Genomic DNA, 20,682 nt, shown 5'->3' on the forward strand with positions numbered 1-20,682 from the left:
TTATGTATTCAGCAAAGTTTTTGCTTATGGTGCTGTTTCTGCAGTTGGCTCATCAGGCTTACGCACAAGATGGACAAAATTCAATTAGCCAAGACTCAAACTTAAAAAAACTCGAGCAAATTGAGATTGTCGGTGAAAAAGATCAGCTTGATGAAAATCAAGCTTACGAATCTGTTGATGCAAAAACTGTCGTGAATAAAAAGAAAATCGAACGTGCGCAGGCACGTGATGTTAAGGATCTTTTGCAGAAGGTTCCAGGAGTGAGCGTCACGGGTGGAAGTGAGTTGCAAAATCAACAGGTGTCAATTCGAGGGCTGAGTGGGTATCGTGTCGTTCAAAAAGTCGACGGCGCTCAAAGAGCAGAGTCAACTCAATCAGGACTTCAATCAGGTATTGCTGTTGAGCCAGATATTTTAACGCAAGTTTCTGTTCAAAATGGAGCAGACTCAGTAACAAATTCGTCAGGCGCAATGGGAGGCACAGTTGACTATAAAACGATTGATGCTGATGACATTTTGATGGGATCAAATCGCTTAAAGACGAGAGTGAAGTTGACTGCAGATTCTGCAACCGAGGGGCAAGCAACTTCTGTGCAGGCGGCGACGCCGCTGAACTCGAGCACATCCTTGTTGTTGGGAACTACGCTTCGAGATAGTAAAAAAATCGAATCTGGATCTCCGAATGATTCTGCGGCAGCAAAAGAAGAAAGCGTTGCAGTTTTTAAGCGCAATACATATCTAGGTAAATTGCAGAGCAAATTTGCTCGATCTAAAGCAGACTTCAAATTTGAATACTCTACATCGCAAAATAAAAATGCAGCTTACAGTGCTGGCAGTGATGAAACAAACTCTGATTATAATCGAAATTCTTTAGACTTGGTGGGGAATTATGAGCAATCTATTGGGCAAGGATCTAAAGTTGAAGCTCAAGCGATTTATAACACGTTGGATTCAAAAAAGCTGACCCATACCGCCTATCGAGGAATGAACTCCACCTTAGGAACAACTGAAGATTCAATTAAAAATGCAGGTGTTAAAGTTAAGGGTATAAGTGCGCTGAACCTGGCTAAAGATGCCTCTGTTGATAGCTCAATAGGTCTAGAGCTAAATGATTCTCGTATTTCTGAAAAAGATGGTTCGGATGTTTCTTATTATGGAGATTCAAAGGGTTCAGATGTCAGTTTGTTTTCTGAAAATACGCTTAATTTGATGAACGACAAAGTGGGAGTTTCAATTGGTGCGCGAGCGACTTACTACGATAGAAGTTCAACTAAGCTGAGTTTGAATGTGCCTCAAAAAAGTGGGGATACTTTTTCAACAGCTGTTGGTTTGTCATATTCTCCGACTCAGTGGATGAAAATTTCGGCCAAAGCAGGATTAGCAAATCGAGCTCCTCATGTTCGAGAAATGTATTACGGAAGCAGCGTTTCGTGGAAGTGTCACAGGCCTGCTAAAGACTGTACAAGCTCGCCCAATCCTGATCTGAATGAAGAGTTTGGCAGAACTAAAGAGATTTCGTTGTTGTTGAAAATGCCCATGGCTCCGGATACTCAACGTATTAAAGTATCTTATTTTGATGAAGTTATCGGAGACTATATTGAGTGGATGCCAGAGATGTATAAAATGGTGGGGCAACAACGTGTTGCGGCTGGCCCCGCAGAGGCGACTCATCGAGATTATAAATATCGAAATCTGTCAGAAGTTGTCCGTCGCGGAGTGGAGCTGCAAGGTCAGTTTGACATCCAAAGCTGGCAACTTGAAGCGGGTTATTCAGCAATTAAGATGGACTGCAAAGACTGTCCAGATATGTATTCTGCGCAAACATTGAATGAACCCTTAGTGTCAGCGCCAGCAGATAAGTTTTTGTTGGGTGTTGGATATGATTTTAAGTCAGCAAGAGTTCGTTTGGGTGCTGATGCTCAATTTGTTTCAGCCCAAAAACGCTTGTCTGAGCGTTATATAAAAGCTGGCTATGCTACACCTGCCTATGATGTATATGGTGTGAGTGCGCAGTGGTATCCGAAGGTTCGAGAATTTGGTGATGTGAATCTGGGATTGAATGTCTCGAATCTTTTTGACAAGATGTACATGGTCCACAATAGTTCGAGTGGTGCCTATGAGTTAGGTCGTAATTACAGTTTATCTGTAACGACAATTTTTTAATTTTATAAAAAAGGAATTTTTAAAATGTTTAAATCAATAGTTGCGATTTCATTGTTTATGGCTTCACAGGCTTCTTTGGCTGAGACTAAGTTTGGTGCTGGTGCTGATTTTAAAGCAGCCATGTCTATGACAGAAATTATGAAAACTCCAGATAAGTATCTCGGTAAAGAAGTGACATTTTTTGGAACAATCACAGATGTGTGTGCGAAGCGCGGTTGTTGGATGAAGCTTTCTACAGACTACAAAGGTGAAAAAGTTAGAATCAAAGTACAAGATGGGGTGATGGTGTTCCCTTTGGATGCGCGAGGAAAAAAGGCTGTTGCGAAGGGTGAGTTCAAGAAGTTTGATTTGTCTATAGAAGACACGAAGGCTTACTTGCAGCACATGGCAGAAGAGAATAAACAAAAGTTTGACCCAGCTTCGGTAAAGGCTCCAATGACAGTTTATCAAGTCAACGCAACAGGTGCTGTGATTGAATAATTTAGGGGAGAAGATTTTTGTTTGGAATCGTAACCTACACAGGGATGTAGGTTACCTTTGCGTTGCTTTGGTTTTGATTTATGCAATTTCTGGAATCGCGGTAAATCATATCGAAGATTGGAACCCTAGTTATTCTATTGAACGATATGAAAAAGTCATTCGTGTTGATGGGGTTAAACAAGATGAACAGTTTCATCAGTATTTAGCCGAGCAGTTAAATTTGTCTGGAAAATTTCGAAGTGAAATTGCAGAGTCTGAAACAGAGACTACGTACTTTTATCAAGACGCACGAGTTGTTTGGAATAAACAAAGTCAAATTGCTCAAGTTGAAGAAACCCGCAAAAGACCCGGCTTGTTTTTTGCGAACTTCTTGCACTTAAACAAAGCTAAAAAAGCATGGACTTACGTTGCCGACATTTTTGGTGTTCTGTTGGCGTACCTGGCTTTATCTGGTTTGTTTATGGTTAAGGGCGGAAATAGTTTTTCCAAGCGCGGTTGGGTGTTGAGTCTTTTGGGACTACTGATTCCACTCGGATTTTATTTTGTGTATTCTTAAGCTCTTCAATCTGAAATTACCATATTTGATTTAAATCAAGGCATATTCCAAGAATCTAGGGGAATGTCAGAGCTGGAGGTATTTCTAATGAGTGAGTTTACAATTGAAGCCCAAAGTATTCCAGCTCCGGATCGTCATGAGTTTATTCTTAAGTCTTTTGCGAACCTAAATCCGGAAGAGACATTATTGATCGTGAATAATCATGACCCGCGTCCCTTGGTCGAGCAGATGAAGTCGGTGTTTGGAAAACTTCTAGAGTATAATTATGTGGAAAGTGGACCTAATGTTTGGAAAGTACGCTTTGTTCGAAAAAAATCTGAGGGCTGCTGCGGTTTTTGTAACTGATGGATTATCTAAGGGAGCTTGTTTTCTAAGAGGACGAAAAGGCACTCGTCCTCTTTTTGTCGATGAACTTCGACGAGTCTAAGATATGTCGAAGCTAGATCCTTTAGCTTTTCGATGTTTTGATCAGAGGTGGGCTTTGATAATTCATCTTTGATCGCCACTGAAAATGCTGTGCCGATATCATGCTCATCTAAGGGAACCCAAAGGGGGCTTGATTCTTCAGCCCAGTCGCGGGTTTGGCGGTCTGCTGTCAAGTTGTAGTTTCTCAGAGTTTGGGTGAAGCGTTCATGAAGCTTCAAATCCATGATTTGGCCCATAAAAAAGCTGCAGCGTGGTCCCCCTCCTGAAAGCCAATCTTGTCGAGAAACATAAGGAAAAAGTTCGGCCTCTTCTTTGATGTGGTGCGAGTGTACCAAATCAATCAATTCAATCAAAAGTTTTGGAACGTGCTTTGGCCATGACCATATCAGAGGACGCATCTCATCGATTCGTTTTTGAATTTCAATATGTTCAATACGAAGATCGGCAAGGGTCTCTCGATAGGTCATAAGTACTTTTCTTTCTTATTCTTCAAAAGTTCTACCAGAAAGTTTTTATCGCGAACAGTGATGATTTTATTTTTGGTTTCGATAACTCCATCCTGAGTCCACTTCGTTAAAATACGAATGATGGTTTCCGGCTCTGTGCCGATGCGCCCAGCGATGTCATGGCGACTGAGCTTTAGCATAATGCTTTGAGAATCAGCGGTCAGGGCCTGCTTCCTAAGCACATTGATGAGAAAATTTGCCAAACGATAAGGAACCCTTTCCTTGGCCATGCTACGGTCTTGTTGCATTTCGTTCATAAAACGACCAATCAAGAGCTGAACTTGTTGGAAGCAGGGTTGGCAGTTCAACATAAACTCTTCGAAAACCTTCGTTGGAATAGCAAGGACACTTGAGTGTTCTACGGCGATTCCGGTGAACATATAAATTCTCTGTTCTTCAAGATGGTAGAGATATCCTCCAAGGCAGCCTCGAGTGATAAAGTCAAAAATAGTCGTGACATCTCTATGAGTTTTTTGAACCTTCAGACCACCATGTAGGACCATGTAAACGTGAGTCGCAGCTTGGCCCTCTTTGTAAGCCGCTTGACGGGGCTTCAGATAGATAATTTGACTCTGTGATTTGAGAGCTTGAATCGTCGATTTGGGGGCTTTCGTGAAAAGTTGCAATTCTTCTAGTTTTAAATCATCGATAGTCATAGGGGCCTCGTTTTGTCTTTTTTAACTAAAAATAGTTAATCCCATTTTAAACAAAAAAACATGATGAAAATCAGAAAATTGATTTCAATCAAGCAAGATCAGAAATTTTCGATGCATAAAAAGGAAGGAGCACAAATATGCAAAATTTAACAGAAAATCCATATCGTTTGTTCTTTCCCATGGGATGGTTGATGGGTTTTATCGGCGGTGTCGTATGGGTTTTGTACTACTTCAACTTAGGACCCTATCCTGGTCTGCTACATGCGCAGTGGATGATGGGGTTGTTTTTGGGTTCTTTTGTCATAGGTTTTTTAATGACGGCTGGCCCCAAGTTCACATCGTCATTTCCGGCGAATTTAGTTGAGATTGTAATTTTATCTCTCAGTATTCTGGCAGGAGGCGTTGCAAGTTTTTTAGGGCATTTGCAGTGCTTTCACTTTCTTCAGTTCTGCAGTTATTGCTTTCTTATTTTATTCTTATTCCGTCGCTTTCTAAAACGACGGAACAATCCTCCTGCGCCATTTATTTTAGTGCTCATGGGGTTAGTGCTTTCAGTGTTCAGTCACTTCTATTTGAGTATGTTTTATTTAAAAGTCGTCGAAAATGAGGGGCTCCGATCGTTTGCCGAGCTATTTTATAAGCAGGGCATGATCCTGTTCTTGATTATGGGCATTGGCTCCCGCTTGGTTCCGGCCCTGCTTGGGTGGATGCCTTCGCCACTTGAGGGAGGTGTTCTTTTTAAAAAGACGCCCTTCGTTCTTTTAGCAGGGGCCGTTTTGGCCACTTACATTTTTGAGTCACGGGGCTTTTATCAAGTTGCAGTTGCTATTCGATTTATTTTATTTTTTTGGCTGGTTATTAGTCAGTGGAAAATTTATCAAAGGCCTTTAAAGCGAACCCTTCAGGCCTGGATGCTATGGAGTTCGGCTTGGTTGTTGTTGATTGGACTTTTCCTTCAACTTTTCGATGGGTTAAGGATTCATGCACTTCATTTTATGTACATCGGAGGCTTTGGATTGATGACCTTCATGGTCGCAATCAGAGTCGTATTGTCTCATGGGTCCCATGAGATGAGCTTAGAAGCAACGTTAAAGCCGATCGTACTTGTTGGTGGAGTTTTAGGCATAACAGCCGTCGTTCGGTTTTTAGCGGCCTTTTTCCCCGAGTATTACTTTTTGATATTGTCTATAGCCGGAGGATTCTGGTGCTTAGGATTGCTGGTCTGGGGATTTGTTTTTATTCCAAAGATATTTAAAGAGGGAGCCTAGGCGCCCTCTTTAACGTATTGCGATTATGCTCTAATTTCTGGTGGTGTGTTTGCTTTTATCTGGCCTGCAGGGACACTTTTCTTGTGATAGAAACGTCGGGCGGCTTCTTTTTGGCGGGAACTACTAAAATTAGATATACGTTTCAGGTAGCCAATCACTCGAGTCGCATGATCGACATCGTCGCTTTGGCAGCGACTGCATTGATGAAGAGTGCGTTTGTCTATGTGCTCACAGTCATTGCAGATCGTGACGCAAACATTGACGCACCAATAATTGCAACCAGCTTTGGCGGCGGCAGCGATCATTTTTTCATAGGCAGATGCGGTCAAGCGTTCTTCAAGATTTAGATGAAGAGCCGAGCCCCCATCCAAGTACTGCATAGTTTCTTTCCCGTGAAGGATCATTTTGTCGATGCTAGTGATGTTATTGTCTTCGACTTTATAGAAGTACGAATTGTAACAATCGCGAGGGACTTCGAGGCCATCTTTACGGTCCCAGTTTGCGTTCTTGACTCCAAGATTTTCAGCCGGCACAAATTCGGTGTTGAACATATAGCCGTATTTCTTCTTTGCTTCCTTATTCGCATCGAAAATGACCTTCAAGTTTTCTTGTACGAATCTGATGTATTTTGAATTATTTGAAATCTCTATGCCTTTGAATTCCGCAGCTTCTAACATTCCATTGATGCCAATAGTTAAGTATTGTTTATCAAGAGTGATAAAGCCGGCACTGTAGGCGGTGAGCATACCTGCTTTTTTGTATTCTTCGACGAGCTCGCGAAAGGCCACTTGATATTTGTGAATCTTTTCGATTTGCTCTTTTAAGTCGATATTCTTTTGAATCATGCGATTCATATTGATCGTGATGACTTTTATCGAGCCCGTAGCGACACCGCCGGCCCCCAATGAATAGCTGAAGGTGTTATCGGCAATTTCATTGCGAAGACGGCAGCAGCTAGCGAGTGAGTCGGCAGAGTCGCTGAGATACATAAAGAAGCTATTTCCTTCCGATAGTTCCTTGGCACACATTTGGTGGAAAGATCTGTCTTTAGGTTGGTCTGCTTCGGTGAGCATTGCCGCAGTGACGACTGGGAACGTTAAAATAGCTTTGGTGCGTTCCTGGTTGAACCAGCTCATGAAGTGAGATTGTAGATTCATGACTGATTCTAGCTCGGGAAGCCCACCGTCTGGGAAAACAAAGTCACCGAACAAAGATTTGAAATAGTGTTGATCATAGACCGAGATATTCCAGAAGACAGACTGATATCCTCGGGCTGCGGCAGGTTGATTGATGGCATAGACAACATGCTGGAGATGATTATTGATAATCTGAGCGTGTGTTTTTAAGTAGTCTTTTCCATAGTCTTTGCGAGCGAAATGATCGAAGTACATTAAAAATTCAACCGTTGCAATGGCTCCAGCAAACTGAGCTGAAATGGCGAAGACCATATTGATGAATGATCCACAGAAACTCTCTAAATGTTTTGGTGGACGGGACTCACCGCCAAGACTGACTAGCCCATCGGTAAGTAACGGATACATCGAAATAGAAGCACAGTAGGGTTTTAAAGAAGTTTCATCATGGACATAGATCTCGTGTTCTTCAATTTGGCGAATATACTCATTTGCTAAATCAGCGCCAAATTTATCTTTGATTCTGTTATAGACGAGGCGTCTGTTAATTTGAATATTGATGTCTTTATTGATCTCTGCCTCCAGAGTCGCAATATTTTTATGAGTCACGTTGGCATTTGCATCTAACTTTGATCCGTCCGCAGCATTTGCGGCGGAGATGTAAGAGTTAATAAATTCAATTTTTGCATTGACCTGTTGTTCGCTGAGTTGAATAAACATAATGTCCCCTCTAGTTGGCTCGTTGAAATAAATGATTTAGTTTTTTGTGGTTCTTAATGTCCCAAAACTCTTGATTCGTCGTTGGTGAATCCAATCCACCAAGATCAGATCGCCAAGGTCCGAGTTTCGCAAAATCTAGTTTCGCCATCAGATCTCCTGGCAATTCTGTTAGACCAGAATAAAGCGCCGTTTTGTATCCGTAGCACTTCGCTTTATTGAGTAGCTCTATCAATCGATCCTTCTCCCACTCACCTCCGAGGAAAAGGACGCAGCTGGCATAGCCCTGGTATTTTTTTAGAAGTTCTAGAAAAGGGCTGTCTTCGAGTGAATCTCCGTAGGGCGACGAATCCCAGAGTTCTGTTGAGTGGCAGCCTTTACAGCGCAAAGGGCAACCGACCATATAGAATGCAATCGAGATTTCATTCGGCACTTCTTGGAAGAGGATGTCGTACTTGAAGAATTTCATTTTCACCGACCTTCTTAATCCAAAGTCTTCGGTGAAAATCATTTTGAGACAACTACCTATTGTATTATTTGCTGACGGAGACCACTAAATGTAGTGTTAATAGTTTTACTTTTAATGCGTAACAACGAAGAACTAGACTTAGATCATAAAGCAAATGATCTAAGTCCTAAGGAAATTTAAAGACGGTCAGACTTTAGAATTTGAATCTGCTTATGATTCATCTTGATGATGTCGTCTTTTTCAAGGTCCGACAAAGCTCTTGAAAAAGTCTCCGGTCGCAGACCGAGCATAAGGGCGACCTCATGCTTTTTCCCATTGAGATGAATGAGTGAATGGCCTTGTTCGGCACTCATTCGTTTCAAATAGTGGCAGACTCGTTCTTTGGCCGATGGATTATTGATGTTTTCAATGATTTGATTGAGTTTATCCATCCATCGCATCATTGATGCGAAGACTTTTTTATAAAGCTCAGGGTTTTCAGTCAGAATGCTCTGAAAAGATTCGTGCGAAATAAAAAAGACTTCCACATTGTCATTGGCTGTCATGTGATTGGAGTTGGCCTCCTCTGCAAGTAAACTGGTTTCGCCAAAAGTGGCGCCAGGGTGGAGGATGTCGAGGATGACTTCTTTTCCCTGAGGGCTCAAGCGGGAAACTTTCACAGAGCCTTTGCTAATCAAGTAAAGGCCGCAGGATTTACTTCCTTGTTCGCAGATCAAGCTTCCTTTATTAAAGCTCTTTACTTTTAGTACGGAAAGAATTTGAGTCGATATTTTTTCTTCAAGCGAAGAACAAATGGGGCAATGATCGGTGGGTTTACCCTTTAATATAGATTTCAGCATGAATGCATCCTAGCGCATCTACCTAATATACTAAATGATGGGCGTCATATTTGTGGTCCTATTTGCTCTCAGAGTATGACTGAGGTCAGCTTTTAATTAAATTATCAGTCGAAGTTCTAAAATTTGATTCGAATCAAATCTCAACTTGAAATACAGCCTTACCTTCGAATTGAAAACTTAATGAACGAAAGGACTTCATCTATGCTGACGAAATCTGGAGCAAAGGCCTTCTTTTTAATTGGGACATTTTTGTGTTCGGCCGCGTTTGTGTTGCTGACCATTGATACTTTTAAAAGAATTCCTGAGCAAACAAACGAAAAAAACATCACCGAACAAGTGATTCATGGAAAGGACTTGTGGGAGCAGAACAATTGTATGGGCTGTCACACTCTTTTCGGTGAAGGTGCTTACTATGCTCCTGAGTTGACGAAGGTCTATGAACGTCGTGGACCTAATTTTATCCGTCAAATGCTAAAAGATCCGCAAGCGATGTATCCGAATGATCGCAAAATGCAGAAGTATGATCTGACCGACGAAGAAATTGAAGCGTTAGTGGCCTTCTTTAAATGGGCTGGTGAAGTTGATCTTAATGGATTTCCTGCGAAGCCACCTTTAGCTAAAGAAACCACATCCTCAGTCTCTGCATCAGCGCTTCCTGTGCCCACAGTTTTCCAGCAGACTTGTAAAGCTTGCCACGCGATGAATGGCAACGGTGGAATTGTTGGACCGGCGCTGGATGGAATTGGAACTCGAAAAGATCAGGCGTGGATCGAAGCGTGGTTGCGTGACCCTATGGCCGTTAAGGCTGATTCAAAAATGCCAAAATTACCTTTATCAGAAGAGGAAATTCAACAACTTGCTGCTTTCTTGGCAAGTGTTAAATAGGAGCGAATGTTATGAAGTATAAATCGCAAAAAGTCGCTTATCTGTTTTTTGCTACCTGTATGTTGTTATTCTCGTTGCAAATCATCTATGGCTTCATTATGGCCTTTGCACATATGGGGATGGATGGATTGCATGATTTTATTCCATTCCATACAGCTCGAGCAACCCACACGAATTTATTAGTCATGTGGCTGTTGGCAGGATTTATGGGGGCCGCTTACTGGATCATTCCGGATGAGTGCGAGCGTGAATTGGTGTCGCCGAAACTGGCCGTTGTTCAATGGGCCGCCTTGGTTATCGTTGGCGTCACTGCAATCATCGGCTTCCATTTCAATTGGTGGGAGGGACGTAAGTTTCTTGAGATTCCTCGTCCACTTGATTGGCTTGTCGTTGTTGACGTTTTGTTGTTCATTTACTTAATCGGTATGACAATTTGGAAGTCGAAGCGATACACGACAACCTCGATGGTTCTGTTTTTCGGTTTATTGATGGCGGCGTTGCTATATTTGCCAGGCATGATTCCAACGGTTTCTCAGACGGTCGACTCTTACTGGAGATGGTGGGTTGTTCACTTGTGGGTTGAAGGTGTTTGGGAATTGATCATGGGAGGTATTATGTCCTTCCTGTTGATTAAGCTAACCGGTGTGGATCGTGAAATTATTGAAAAATGGCTCTATGTCATCGTAGGCTTCACTTTCCTTTCAGGTATTTTGGGAACTGGTCACCATTATTACTATATTGGAACTCCTAAATATTGGTTGATGATTGGCGGGCTATTTAGTGCTTTAGAGCCCTTAGCCTTCTTGGGTATGGCCATGTACGCAATTGTTATGGCTCGTAAAGGTGGAAAGAATAATACGAACAAAACCGCCTTGGCATGGACCATCGGTACCGGTGTGATGTCATTTGTGGGCGCTGGATTCTTGGGGTTTGCTCATACTTTGCCGCAGGTAAATATGTACACTCATGGAACCTTAGTTACGGCTATGCACGGTCATATGGCCTTCTGGGGCGCGTATGCAATGCTCGTACTTGCGGTTATTACTTATGCAATGCCGATCATGACTGGAAGAAAGATTGCAGATTCAGGGAAAAACGTATTTGCATTTTGGACCTCAAATATTGGGTTGACAGCAATGACAGTGGCATTTGGTATTGCTGGAATCACTCAAGTTGTTCTTGAAAGAAGATTGGGAATGGAATTCTTGCAAGTTCAAAAAGAGGTTGAGGTTCACTTTTTAGGCCTTGTGATGGCAGCGACTTTATTCACTGTTGGCATGGTCGCTTTCATTTGGAACTTTATTAAATTCGGACTTCCTTCCGATGAGATGCTAGGGAAAAATGAAAACTAGAATAGATAAGCCAGTCTTTTATAAGGATTCAGGTAAAGAATCTGAAATATTTAGGCTGGCGTACGAACTAAAACTTCCAGTTTTGTTGAAGGGACCTACCGGTTGCGGTAAGTCCCGTTTTGTTGAAAAGATGGCCCAAGAATTAGGACGTCCGTTGATTGAAGTGGCTTGCCATGAAGAGACTTCGGCCGTTGACTTGGTGGGACGCTTTATACTGAAAGGTGGCGAGACGATTTGGCAAGATGGTCCGTTGCCGCGGGCTCTACGCGAGGGTGCCGTTTTGTATTTAGATGAGATAGCAGAAGCTCGTGAAGATGTGATTGTGGTTCTACACTCCCTGTCGGATCATCGCAGGTCTTTGTTTATTGAGCGCACCGGTGAAAAGCTCATTGCTCCTGATGAGTTTATGCTTGTAATGAGTTATAATCCTGGTTATCAGCGCAGCCTTAAAGAATTGAAGCCGTCAACTAAGCAGAGATTTTTGGGAATTGAATTTAGTTATCTCGGTGAAGAGGCCGAGGCTGAAGTAGTGGCTCACGAAAGTGGGATCGACTTGGCTTACGCAAAAAAAATGGTGAGCTTTGCAAAAAAGATCCGGGCGATGAAAGACATGGACCTTCGCGAGACAATATCAACACGTCTTTTGGTGGCGACGGCCGGGTTGATTCATAAAGGACTACCTGTTCGATTGTCCTTTGAGGTGGGCTTGATTCAGCCATTAAGTGATGAACGTGACGTCGTCCAAGCTTTAAAAGATCTTGTAGCCCTGTCATTTTAGTATGGGATGGGATGAAAGCGCCTTTGGTTGGCTATTTAATAAGGTCAAATTATATCAATCTGCAAAGGATCAGCGTCCTCGATTGTTCGAGCAAGAGGGCGTATTGGCGGCCTTTGAGCGGTTAGCATCATTTGTAGCTGGCCACGGCATCGATGTGGTCCTAGTCAAAGACAATGGTGGAAAATGTGGGCAGCAGCTTTTTCTCAATGAAGTGCATCCCTTTGTAACTGATGCCCAGCAGGCCTATCAACTCTATTTATTTAAAATATTCACTCTCATTTATCGCTCCCGAATAAAATTACTTAGACTCAATCGAGAATCATTTTTTGACTTATTAGATCTCATTCAGATTGATTGGCCCTTATTTTTTGAACTTAAAGAAGAAGTCTTTAAGACTTGGGATGCGGAGGGGTTAAAGATTGAATTCACGGGTGATTCTATATTTGAAAAGTGGCTGGGAGTGGTTTCTAACTCAACATTATTTCCAATGGTCAACGGCGACGCCTCTGCAAAACATCAAAATAATAACGGCGAAGACGAAGATCGAATTTCAAGTGAAATGACTTTGCAAAGAGCTACCGAAATTAAGAAGGTCGATCTTAAGAAGCAAGAAAATGAAAATCCCTTTGTGCACAGTTTTGAGAAGGTCCATACCTTGGATCAATACAGTGGAGGCTTAAAGACCCAAGATGGGGCCGATGAAATTGCTGAACATAGCAATGCCCTGCAAGAGTTGCAAATGGACACAATGTCAATTTCAACGGAGTCGGCAAATAGTTTGATCAAGGTGGAGGTACTTGGTGGTTCGCTGGAGTCGCGGGTCGAGCCTTCAGAGGAGCAGAGAGGTTCTTCTGTGCAAAGTTATCTTTATCCGGAGTGGGATTCAAAACTAAAGAGATATCGTAAGGATTGGTGCTGTTTATTTGAGGCCGACGCCAAAGTCGACGAGAATCACCTCTCGGGTTCAATCAACGAGTTGGATAAAAGAAATCTTCAATTGTTGAATAATTATATTGGGGCCATCCATAATGAGCGCCGCTGGAGAAACGCTCAGGCTGATGGTGAAGATATTGATATTGATGCGACTCAGGACTTCATGATTTCCTTGCGTGCGCACCAGTCTCCAAATGAACGAGTGTATCGTCGAAAGCCAACGATAAGTCCTGACTGGTGTGTCTTGGTATTGCTAGATCAGAGCCTTTCAACTGAATCGTGGATAGACGATAAACAGGTTTTAGAGCTTGAAAAAAGCATTGCAGAGCTACTAGGACGAGCGTTGGATGGAGCCAATGTACAATGGGGGTTAGCGAGCTTCTACTCGGAGACTCGAAAAGCTGTTCATTTTCACTGGCACAAGCGTTTTAGTAAGAACAAGGCGCGGACCTCTTCTTGTTGGAATAGTTTGCAGAGGCTACGGCCCGAAGGCGCGACACGCCTTGGTCCCGTGCTTCGTCATGGAGTTCATGTTCTCTCAAAAATGAAAAACCAAAAAAAATTGGTTCTATTTATTTCAGACACGAAGCCTACTGATTTCGACTACTACGAAGGCCAATATGGGGCTAATGACTTTGCCAAAGCGATTCAAGAAGCTCGGCAGTCAAACATCTATTTTCACGTTTGTGCAATCCAAGATAAAGACCGCAAAAAAGCCAATCACTTCTTTCACTCGTCAGAATTTAGTATTGTCTCAAAGTCGGACGATCTTATTTCTTCTTTGAAGTTATGGTTTCCATTTATTTTCTAGTTCAAGCTGGGGCGAAGGGCCTGTCAAATGCATTACGGAATATGATGGCGATCAGTAAACGCAACAATTGGTTGCATCTCATGATTCTCGTCATGTTTTCATTCCCTGTGCGGAATTAGTTTCAAAGCATCAAAGACGTCAATCAATACGGAGGACGAAATGAAAACGATCATCGGGCTTGCAATCATGACAGCGACATCCATGACTGCATGGGCCGCACCTAAAATAGATGTTAGCAAGCTACCAGTAGAGACAGCTGTATTAGGATATGCACCGAATGTAGCACCACCAGTGACTCGCAAGTCACCAGCTCGGGTGAAAGTGCATATGGAAGTAAAAGAAGAGCGTAAACGCTTGGCTGATGGAGTGGAATACACTTTTTGGACCTTTGGTGGCACGGTTCCTGGTCCAATGATTCGTATTCGTGAAGGCGACTATGTTGATTTCACTCTTGCGAATCATCCATCGAGTAAAATGCCACACAACATCGACATGCACGCAGTGACAGGTCAAGGTGGTGGTGCTGAGGGCTCATTTACGGCACCAGGACATAGCTCGACATTTTCATTCCGAGCATTAAACCCTGGTCTTTATATCTACCACTGTGCAACGGCGCCAGTGGGTATGCACATTGCAAACGGCATGTATGGTTTGATCTATGTTGAATCAGCAGACAAGCCGCTTCCAAAAGTGGATAAGGAATTTTACGTTTTACAATCAGAATTCTACACAAAGGGTAAATACGGTCAGAAAGGCTATCAACCCTTTGATATGGATAAGGCTATCAAAGAACAGCCTGACTATGTCGTATTCAATGGTTCAGTAGGATCTTTGACTGGTGAAAATGTCATTAAAGCGAAGGCTGGTGAGACAGTTCGCCTCTTCGTAGGTAACGGAGGGCCTAACTTAATTTCATCATTCCACGTTATCGGGGAAATTTTTGATAAGGTTTATCAAGAAGGCGGAATTAAGGTTTCACAAGAGCAGGTTCAAACGACCTTGGTTCCAGCCGGTGGTTCTGCGATTGTTGAATTTAAAACAGAAATTCCCGCTAATTATATCTTAGTAGATCACTCGATTTTCAGAACTTTCAATAAAGGTGCCTTGGGTATCTTAAAAGTTGAAGGCGAAGAAGATCACACAATTTATTCAGGTAAAACGGTGGATGCTATTTATTTACCAGAGGGTTCTGCCATTCAAAGTATTGCTTCGGATGAAAGTGAAGCTAAAAAAGGAGTACTTACTGAGAAGACTATCGCTCAGCGTATTGCGGCAGGTAAATCTTACTATGCTCAAAACTGTGCTGCCTGTCACCAACCTAATGGTCAAGGGATTCCTGCGGCATTCCCTCCATTGGCAAAATCTGATTTTCTAATGAAAGATAAAAAAAGAGCTATTGGCGTAGTTTTGCATGGGCTTGAGGGCAAAATTGAAGTAAATGGCTCGCCGTACAACGGCGTGATGCCAGCTTTGGGACTTTCAGACGAAGATGCGGCGAATGTTTTAACTTACATCCGCAATAGCTGGGGTAATAAGTCGGATATGGTGACTCCGGCTGAAGTTAAAGCGGTTCGTGATAGTAAAAAGAAGTAGTGTGATTTATGAAAACTCGTATTGTGTCCTTGGGACTTTTAGTAAACTCTTTGATCCTTTTGTCAGCGTTGGAATCAATTGCTGTTGAAAATAAATTAGAGAAGGTTCCTAAAGGCCAATACGAGTTATTTTATCGCGACGATAAACAAGATCCGGGTACAAAAGTAGATATCCCGGGTCTTCTTGTGCAGAAATATCCAATCACCAATAAGGAATTTTTGGATTTTGTGCAGAAGAATCCAGAATATTCTAAATCTAAAATGCCTCGAATCATGGCGTCGGAAAATTATTTGGCCCATTGGAAAAGTGACTTCGACTTTGACGAAAGCCTAAATAGCTTTCCAGTAGTCAATGTCTCATGGTTTGCAGCACGGGCCTATTGTGAATCTCAGGGCCTTCGTCTTTTGTCGGTCAATGAGTGGGAATATGCAAGCACTGTTGATAAAAAAACGACGGCTATAGTGCTTGAGTGGTATCAAAAGCCCAATAATCTTCACTCAGCGTATGAAGGGATTTCTAATAAGTATGGTTTGACTAATATGCATGGGCTTATTTGGGAGTGGGTCTCCGATTATTCATCCGTCATAATTAAGGCAGATAGTCGCGGAACCAACGATCGCGAGCGGGGCCTGTTTTGTGGTGCAGGATCCTTAGGAAGTGCCGATCCCGAGTTGTATTCAAACTATATGCGCTTCGCTTTTCGAAGTAGCTTAAAAGCGAACTACGTCACTTCAAATTTAGGATTTCGATGCGCAAAATATAGCGAAGGGAAGTAAGTATGTCATTTATTAAAAAGCTAGTTGCGATTTTTTTGATGGGATTAATTAGTACAACCGCTTTGGCGAAAGACTCTGTGTATTTGGGAAAGCAAGAGTGGATCAATGAATTGGATGAGAAAATCCAGCTCAGATCATTAGAGGGTAAAAAACAAATTGTCGCGATGATTTTTACTCGTTGTCCCTCAGCCTGTCCTTTTATAGTCCAGGATATTCGGGACTTACTGGTACATGTACCTGAAAAAGCAAAATCAAAGTTACAGGTCAGTCTATTTAGCTTTGATAGCTTTCGTGAAGATAAAGTCTCATTAGCTGATTTTAGAAAAAAATTTAAACTCGACGAACAGTGGGCCTTATTTAGATCAGACGAAAAGAATACGTCGATGCTTGCGGCCTTACTGTCGGTGAGCTATCGTCGCCTTGAAAGTGGTGATTATGTGCATTCCAATCAAATCTACCTTTTGAATGAAAAAGGTGAAGTGGAATCACTCATAGAGGGTTTTGATGCGGAGCGCGGTGAGTTTATCAAAAAGTTGAAGAATCTTTAAAATATTAGTTTTATGTAATTATCAATTCCATTTCATTGTGAGTTTTTAGGTCTCATTTGATATTCTATACATAAAAAGATGTATATATCCAAAGACATTAGCTCATCAACGAAGAGGTGGAAATGTTCAAGGTTTTATGCGTGTCCGTTGTCGGTTTCTATAGCTCTGCGGCTTTGGCCCTTTCCGGAGGGGATGTGAATTTAGGCAAATCAAAGGCTTCAACCTGTTTTGCATGCCATGGTTCCAATGGAAATAGCACGAATCCAATGTATCCAGTCTTGGCCGGCAAAGACGCAGATTACATTTTTACTCAACTCAAAGCCTTTAAATCGGGGACTCGCACGGCAGGAAACGCGGCGATCATGAAGCCCTTTGCTTTGGCGCTATCAGAGCAGGATATGAAAAATCTAGCTGCATTTTTCTCAACTCAAAAACCTGCTGAAACTGGCCGACGAAAACGCAACTAAATCAAAGTTCTGCGAGGGAGCGATATTTCAGATAAGAAATATCGCAATGAACTGTTGCGCAACTTGGTTTGTATCATGTCGTGAAAATTCTCATGGGTCTAACAATTCTGATATGGAAAAAATATCAGAAGGAAATAAATTAGAGGGGATAACGTAATCTATCCCCTCCAAATGAGCCAGGGACTTTGTGAGAATCATCACTATCTGAAAGCTTGAATCCCCGTAATATGATGGCCAATAATAAGTCGGTGAATATCCTCGGTTCCTTCGTAAGTGTTCACGCTTTCTAAGTTTAACATGTGACGACCACATTGATATTCGTAGGTGATTCCACTGGCTCCTAAAATATCACGAGTTGTTCGGGCAATATCTAACGCCATCGAGACATTATTCATTTTTGCCATCGAAATATGTTCTGGGCGAGCCATTTCTTGATCCTTTAGGCGTCCTACTTGTAGTGCTAAGAGTTGGCCTTTCGTGATTTCAGTGATCATGTTGGCAAGTTTCGCTTGAATCAGTTGATAAGAAGCTATTGGTTTATCGAATTGTATTCTGGTTTTAGAATAAGTTAAGGCCTCGTCGTAACATGCCATGGCGGCGCCGAGAGCGCCCCAAGAAATTCCAAATCGAGCATTATTTAAGCAAGCAAATGGTCCCTTCAGGCCTTTGACGTTTAACATTTGTGATGCTGGAACTCTGGCATCTTCAAAAATGAGTTCAGAGGTGATTGAGGCTTTCAGCGAGAACTTTTTTTCAATATCGCGAACTGAAAAACCTTTAGTATCGCGATCGACTATAAAACCTCGAATTTCATCATTATCATCTTTAGCCCAAACGATTGCGAGATTGCAAATTCCACCATTAGTAATCCACATTTTCGCACCATTTAAGATGTAATGGTCGCCATCTTTTTTTGCGCGGGTTATCATGCCGCCAGGATTTGATCCGAAGTCGGGCTCGGTCAGTCCAAAACATCCTATCCACTCTCCTTTTGCCATTTTAGGAAGATATTTTTTTTTGTGCTCTTCGGAGCCAAATGCATAGATAGGATACATGCAGAGTGCGCCCTGTACGCTGACAAATGAACGGATGCCAGAATCTGCTCGTTCAAGTTCCTGCATAATTAATCCATAAGAGGTGTAATTGAGCCCTGCACAATCATAACCTTGAATTGTTGCCCCCATAGTTCCAAGATCGGCTAACAGTGGGATGAGTCTTTTGGGGAATGTGCCAGCTTCATAGTCTTGGGCAATTGTCGGCATGATTTCTTTGGTGGCGAAATCGCGAATAGTGTCGCGGATCATGATTTCTTCAGAATTTAGTAAACGATCAAAACTTAAAAAATCTGGCGCTGTGTAGTGGGCCATCTTTCACACTCCCTTTGAATAGTTTTGTTGAATAGATTACTACTTTGATGGGAAAGTTGTTACAAATTTTTTTGTTACTTTATAGTCTTATGAGGAGCTTCGAGAAAATTAATTCAGCTATAGATCGTTTGGTCTATCTTGAAAGAGTTTATATGGAAAAAGTAAATCGCTTTGTTATTTGTGTTGGCACTAGGAATGGCAGTGGCTCTCAGTCTGCAAACTCGGTGCTATTACGTTCGCTATTTCGAATGGGAGTTCCGGTTGGAGGGAAGAATGTTTTTCCATCTAATATACAAGGTATGCCTACTTGGTTTTGGATTCGAGCCTCTGACGACGGGTATGTCGGAAGACGAGATAAAGCTGATATTGTAGTGGCTATGAATCTGCAGTCGTTTAATTCAGATCATGAACTTTTAAGTCCTAACTCAGTATTTATTTATAATGATGAGTTTCCTTTCGAAAGTCTAAGGAAGAGAGACGATGTAAAGTATATATCTGTGCCCGTTAAAAATATTGTAGACGAGTCGTGCTCTGTTGTGAAAATGAAAAAGTTTTTGGCCAACATAGTTTACGTAGGAGTTTTGAGTGAGATACTGTCAATAAAACAAGATTGCATCATGAGTTCGCTAGATAATCAATTTGGGGGAAAAGCCAATTTGTTGGATGCCAATTTGAAGACATTAGAAGCGAGCCGCGAGTGGGCTCGCAACTATATTGCAGGGCAGAGATCTTTGAATATATTATTTAAAGCAGAGCCTAGATTGTTAAAAAATAAGATTTTGATTGATGGAAATACAGCAGGAGCCTTGGGATTACTTTGCGGAGGGGCTACTTTTTCTGCTTGGTATCCGATTACACCGTCTAGTTCACTCGTTGAGAGCTTTCAGAATTACGCTGAGAAGTATCGAATTGATGGGGAAGGAAAACGTAAATTTGCGGTTGTGCAAGCTGAGGACGAATTATCAAGTATATGTATGGTTCTCGGGGCCGGATGGTCTGGAGCGAGAGCATTTACGGCGACTTCTGGGCCGGGTCTTAGCCTCATGCAAGAGGCAGCGGGTTTCGCCTATTATGCTGAAATTCCTTGTGTTGTTTGGGATGTTCAGCGAGTAGGTCCCTCAACAGGAATGCCCACGCGAACAGCTCAAGGAGATATTTTTGCAGCTACATTTGCAAGTCATGGAGACACTCGCTTTCCTGTTTTGCTGCCTGGATCTCCTAAAGAGTGTTTTGAATTTGGTATGAAGTCGTTGGATCTTGCAGAGCGCTTACAAACTCTTGTTTTTGTTCTTTCAGACTTAGACATAGGCATGAATGTTTGGATGGAAGATGCTTTAGAGTACCCAGAGATTGGGTTTGATCGGGGAAAAGTTCTGTCCGAAAAAGAAATAGCTGAGTTGAATGAAAAAGGAGTGCCGTATTTTAGGTATCAAGATACGGAAGGCGATGGAATCCCTTATCGAAATTTGCCAGGAACCCGCCATGTACAAGCGGCGTATCTAACTCGAGGGTCCGGACACAATTTGAAAGCTCAGTATACCGAGAATAGCGCTGAGTATTTGGAACTTGTAAATCGGTTGTCAGTAAAATGGAAGACGACACATGATTTGGTGCCAAAACCCTTCGTCTTGGGGCAGGGTGCGGAAATAGGTTTGATTTGTTATGGGTCATCCTCGGCTGTAATTGAGGAGGTTCGGGCTGTTCTTGTAGCGCAAGGGGTATTGGTTGATATTATGCGAATTAGAGCTATTCCTTTTCATATTGATGTGCGCAAATTTATTGGAAGTCATGAGCAATTAGTTGTTTTAGATCTCAATCGAGATGCTCAGATTTTCAATCTTTTAATAATGGATTTCACTGAATTTGCTCATAAGTTCATCTCTATTCGGCACTATGACGGCACGCCAATTACTGCCGATTTGTTTATTAATGAAGTTAAAGTAGCATTGGAGTTTTAACC

20 protein-coding genes are annotated in these 20,682 nt (G+C 42.2%); 14 read left to right on the forward strand and 6 right to left on the reverse strand.

All coding sequences use genetic code 11. The annotated features are described in order from the left end of the window. Positions 1-2: 2 nt before the first annotated feature. From AC04MN_RS07550 to AC04MN_RS07565, 4 genes are all read left to right on the forward strand, one after another. Positions 3-2,162, forward strand: coding sequence for a TonB-dependent receptor domain-containing protein (locus AC04MN_RS07550; RefSeq protein ID WP_475382577.1), 2,160 nt, complete (start codon positions 3-5; stop codon positions 2,160-2,162). A 24-nt stretch (positions 2,163-2,186) separates the two neighbouring features. Next, positions 2,187-2,642 carry a DUF4920 domain-containing protein gene (locus tag AC04MN_RS07555; RefSeq protein ID WP_475382578.1) on the forward strand — a complete coding sequence of 152 codons (456 nt, stop codon included), beginning with the start codon at positions 2,187-2,189 and terminating at the stop codon, positions 2,640-2,642. Next, the gene (locus AC04MN_RS07560; protein ID WP_475382579.1) at positions 2,635-3,198 is read left to right on the forward strand and encodes a PepSY-associated TM helix domain-containing protein; all 564 of its coding nucleotides are present in this window, start codon (positions 2,635-2,637) and stop codon (positions 3,196-3,198) included. Before AC04MN_RS07555 ends, AC04MN_RS07560 begins: the two co-directional genes overlap by 8 nt. Before the next feature lie 87 nt (positions 3,199-3,285). After that, positions 3,286-3,543 (forward strand): DUF2249 domain-containing protein, encoded by a 258-nt coding sequence (locus AC04MN_RS07565; protein WP_475382580.1) that lies wholly within the window; start codon positions 3,286-3,288, stop codon positions 3,541-3,543. Between the two features lie 8 nt (positions 3,544-3,551). On the opposite strand, the gene AC04MN_RS07570 is transcribed toward AC04MN_RS07565, so the two are convergent. Next, positions 3,552-4,091 (reverse strand): hypothetical protein, encoded by a 540-nt coding sequence (locus AC04MN_RS07570; protein ID WP_475382581.1) that lies wholly within the window; start codon positions 4,089-4,091, stop codon positions 3,552-3,554. Further along, the gene (locus tag AC04MN_RS07575) at positions 4,088-4,786 is read right to left on the reverse strand and encodes a Crp/Fnr family transcriptional regulator (protein WP_475382582.1); all 699 of its coding nucleotides are present in this window, start codon (positions 4,784-4,786) and stop codon (positions 4,088-4,090) included. The genes AC04MN_RS07570 and AC04MN_RS07575 overlap by 4 nt, the downstream gene beginning before the upstream one ends. Positions 4,787-4,923: 137 nt before the next feature. Between AC04MN_RS07575 and AC04MN_RS07580 the strand changes: the two genes are divergently transcribed. Further along, on the forward strand, positions 4,924-6,054 hold the full coding sequence (locus AC04MN_RS07580; protein ID WP_475382583.1) for an NnrS family protein: 1,131 nt from the start codon (positions 4,924-4,926) through the stop codon (positions 6,052-6,054). 23 nt (positions 6,055-6,077) lie between these two features. Here AC04MN_RS07580 and nrdD read toward each other — a convergent pair whose 3' ends face one another. From nrdD to AC04MN_RS07595, 3 genes are all read right to left on the reverse strand, one after another. Next, positions 6,078-7,907, reverse strand: a complete 1,830-nt coding sequence (gene nrdD, locus AC04MN_RS07585; RefSeq protein WP_475382584.1) for an anaerobic ribonucleoside-triphosphate reductase — start codon at positions 7,905-7,907, stop codon at positions 6,078-6,080. Between the two features lie 10 nt (positions 7,908-7,917). Continuing rightward, on the reverse strand, positions 7,918-8,373 hold the full coding sequence (locus AC04MN_RS07590) for a 4Fe-4S cluster-binding domain-containing protein (RefSeq protein WP_475382585.1): 456 nt from the start codon (positions 8,371-8,373) through the stop codon (positions 7,918-7,920). A 176-nt stretch (positions 8,374-8,549) separates the two neighbouring features. Beyond that, positions 8,550-9,212, reverse strand: coding sequence for a Crp/Fnr family transcriptional regulator (locus AC04MN_RS07595; protein WP_475382586.1), 663 nt, complete (start codon positions 9,210-9,212; stop codon positions 8,550-8,552). Positions 9,213-9,413: 201 nt separating this feature from the next. On the opposite strand from AC04MN_RS07595, the gene AC04MN_RS07600 reads away from it, so the two are divergent. The 8 genes from AC04MN_RS07600 (at position 9,414) to AC04MN_RS07635 (ending at position 17,355) form a co-directional block, all read left to right on the forward strand. Then, positions 9,414-10,097 carry a c-type cytochrome gene (locus AC04MN_RS07600; RefSeq protein ID WP_475382587.1) on the forward strand — a complete coding sequence of 228 codons (684 nt, stop codon included), beginning with the start codon at positions 9,414-9,416 and terminating at the stop codon, positions 10,095-10,097. 11 nt (positions 10,098-10,108) lie between these two features. Next, complete coding sequence (locus tag AC04MN_RS07605) at positions 10,109-11,449, forward strand: cbb3-type cytochrome c oxidase subunit I (RefSeq protein ID WP_475382588.1); 1,341 nt, start codon at positions 10,109-10,111, stop codon at positions 11,447-11,449. Continuing rightward, positions 11,439-12,227 (forward strand): AAA family ATPase, encoded by a 789-nt coding sequence (locus AC04MN_RS07610; protein ID WP_475382589.1) that lies wholly within the window; start codon positions 11,439-11,441, stop codon positions 12,225-12,227. Before AC04MN_RS07605 ends, AC04MN_RS07610 begins: the two co-directional genes overlap by 11 nt. Position 12,228: 1 nt before the next feature. Continuing rightward, positions 12,229-13,971: a nitric oxide reductase activation protein NorD gene (locus tag AC04MN_RS07615; RefSeq protein WP_475382590.1), complete on the forward strand. Its 1,743-nt coding sequence runs from the start codon at positions 12,229-12,231 to the stop codon at positions 13,969-13,971. Between the two features lie 159 nt (positions 13,972-14,130). Continuing rightward, on the forward strand, positions 14,131-15,564 hold the full coding sequence (nirK, locus tag AC04MN_RS07620) for a copper-containing nitrite reductase (protein ID WP_475382591.1): 1,434 nt from the start codon (positions 14,131-14,133) through the stop codon (positions 15,562-15,564). Between the two features lie 8 nt (positions 15,565-15,572). After that, entirely contained in the window at positions 15,573-16,340 is a 768-nt protein-coding gene (locus tag AC04MN_RS07625) for a formylglycine-generating enzyme family protein (protein WP_475382592.1), read from the forward strand. Positions 16,341-16,342: 2 nt separating this feature from the next. Further along, positions 16,343-16,888, forward strand: a complete 546-nt coding sequence (locus AC04MN_RS07630) for an SCO family protein (protein WP_475382593.1) — start codon at positions 16,343-16,345, stop codon at positions 16,886-16,888. Positions 16,889-17,010: 122 nt separating this feature from the next. Next, positions 17,011-17,355, forward strand: coding sequence for a c-type cytochrome (locus AC04MN_RS07635; RefSeq protein WP_475382594.1), 345 nt, complete (start codon positions 17,011-17,013; stop codon positions 17,353-17,355). A gap of 200 nt (positions 17,356-17,555) precedes the next feature. Here the strand turns inward: AC04MN_RS07635 and AC04MN_RS07640 are convergent, their stop codons facing one another. After that, the gene (locus AC04MN_RS07640; protein WP_475382595.1) at positions 17,556-18,722 is read right to left on the reverse strand and encodes an acyl-CoA dehydrogenase family protein; all 1,167 of its coding nucleotides are present in this window, start codon (positions 18,720-18,722) and stop codon (positions 17,556-17,558) included. A 152-nt stretch (positions 18,723-18,874) separates the two neighbouring features. Here AC04MN_RS07640 and AC04MN_RS07645 point away from each other — a divergent pair, with 152 nt between their 5' ends. After that, positions 18,875-20,680, forward strand: a complete 1,806-nt coding sequence (locus tag AC04MN_RS07645; protein ID WP_475382596.1) for a 2-oxoacid:acceptor oxidoreductase subunit alpha — start codon at positions 18,875-18,877, stop codon at positions 20,678-20,680. The last annotated feature ends 2 nt before the right edge of the window (positions 20,681-20,682 follow it).

This window comes from Bdellovibrio sp. ZFWA1 (genome assembly GCF_056175665.1).

Excerpts from the sequence above, each read along its gene's own strand:
- AC04MN_RS07645 (WP_475382596.1), top strand. The coding sequence starts at position 18,875 with ATGGAAAAAGTAAATCGCTTTGTTATTTGTGTTGGCACTAGGAATGGC.
- AC04MN_RS07605 (WP_475382588.1), top strand. The coding sequence starts at position 10,109 with ATGAAGTATAAATCGCAAAAAGTCGCTTATCTGTTTTTTGCTACCTGT.
- AC04MN_RS07610 (WP_475382589.1), top strand. The coding sequence starts at position 11,439 with ATGAAAACTAGAATAGATAAGCCAGTCTTTTATAAGGATTCAGGTAAA.
- AC04MN_RS07600 (WP_475382587.1), top strand. The coding sequence starts at position 9,414 with ATGCTGACGAAATCTGGAGCAAAGGCCTTCTTTTTAATTGGGACATTT.
- AC04MN_RS07565 (WP_475382580.1), top strand. The coding sequence starts at position 3,286 with ATGAGTGAGTTTACAATTGAAGCCCAAAGTATTCCAGCTCCGGATCGT.
- AC04MN_RS07595 (WP_475382586.1), bottom strand. The coding sequence starts at position 9,212 with ATGCTGAAATCTATATTAAAGGGTAAACCCACCGATCATTGCCCCATT.
- AC04MN_RS07640 (WP_475382595.1), bottom strand. The coding sequence starts at position 18,722 with ATGGCCCACTACACAGCGCCAGATTTTTTAAGTTTTGATCGTTTACTA.
- AC04MN_RS07625 (WP_475382592.1), top strand. The coding sequence starts at position 15,573 with ATGAAAACTCGTATTGTGTCCTTGGGACTTTTAGTAAACTCTTTGATC.
- AC04MN_RS07615 (WP_475382590.1), top strand. The coding sequence starts at position 12,229 with ATGGGATGGGATGAAAGCGCCTTTGGTTGGCTATTTAATAAGGTCAAA.
- AC04MN_RS07575 (WP_475382582.1), bottom strand. The coding sequence starts at position 4,786 with ATGACTATCGATGATTTAAAACTAGAAGAATTGCAACTTTTCACGAAA.
- AC04MN_RS07630 (WP_475382593.1), top strand. The coding sequence starts at position 16,343 with ATGTCATTTATTAAAAAGCTAGTTGCGATTTTTTTGATGGGATTAATT.
- AC04MN_RS07550 (WP_475382577.1), top strand. The coding sequence starts at position 3 with ATGTATTCAGCAAAGTTTTTGCTTATGGTGCTGTTTCTGCAGTTGGCT.
- AC04MN_RS07570 (WP_475382581.1), bottom strand. The coding sequence starts at position 4,091 with ATGACCTATCGAGAGACCCTTGCCGATCTTCGTATTGAACATATTGAA.
- nirK (WP_475382591.1), top strand. The coding sequence starts at position 14,131 with ATGAAAACGATCATCGGGCTTGCAATCATGACAGCGACATCCATGACT.
- AC04MN_RS07635 (WP_475382594.1), top strand. The coding sequence starts at position 17,011 with ATGTTCAAGGTTTTATGCGTGTCCGTTGTCGGTTTCTATAGCTCTGCG.
- AC04MN_RS07590 (WP_475382585.1), bottom strand. The coding sequence starts at position 8,373 with ATGAAATTCTTCAAGTACGACATCCTCTTCCAAGAAGTGCCGAATGAA.
- nrdD (WP_475382584.1), bottom strand. The coding sequence starts at position 7,907 with ATGTTTATTCAACTCAGCGAACAACAGGTCAATGCAAAAATTGAATTT.
- AC04MN_RS07555 (WP_475382578.1), top strand. The coding sequence starts at position 2,187 with ATGTTTAAATCAATAGTTGCGATTTCATTGTTTATGGCTTCACAGGCT.
- AC04MN_RS07580 (WP_475382583.1), top strand. The coding sequence starts at position 4,924 with ATGCAAAATTTAACAGAAAATCCATATCGTTTGTTCTTTCCCATGGGA.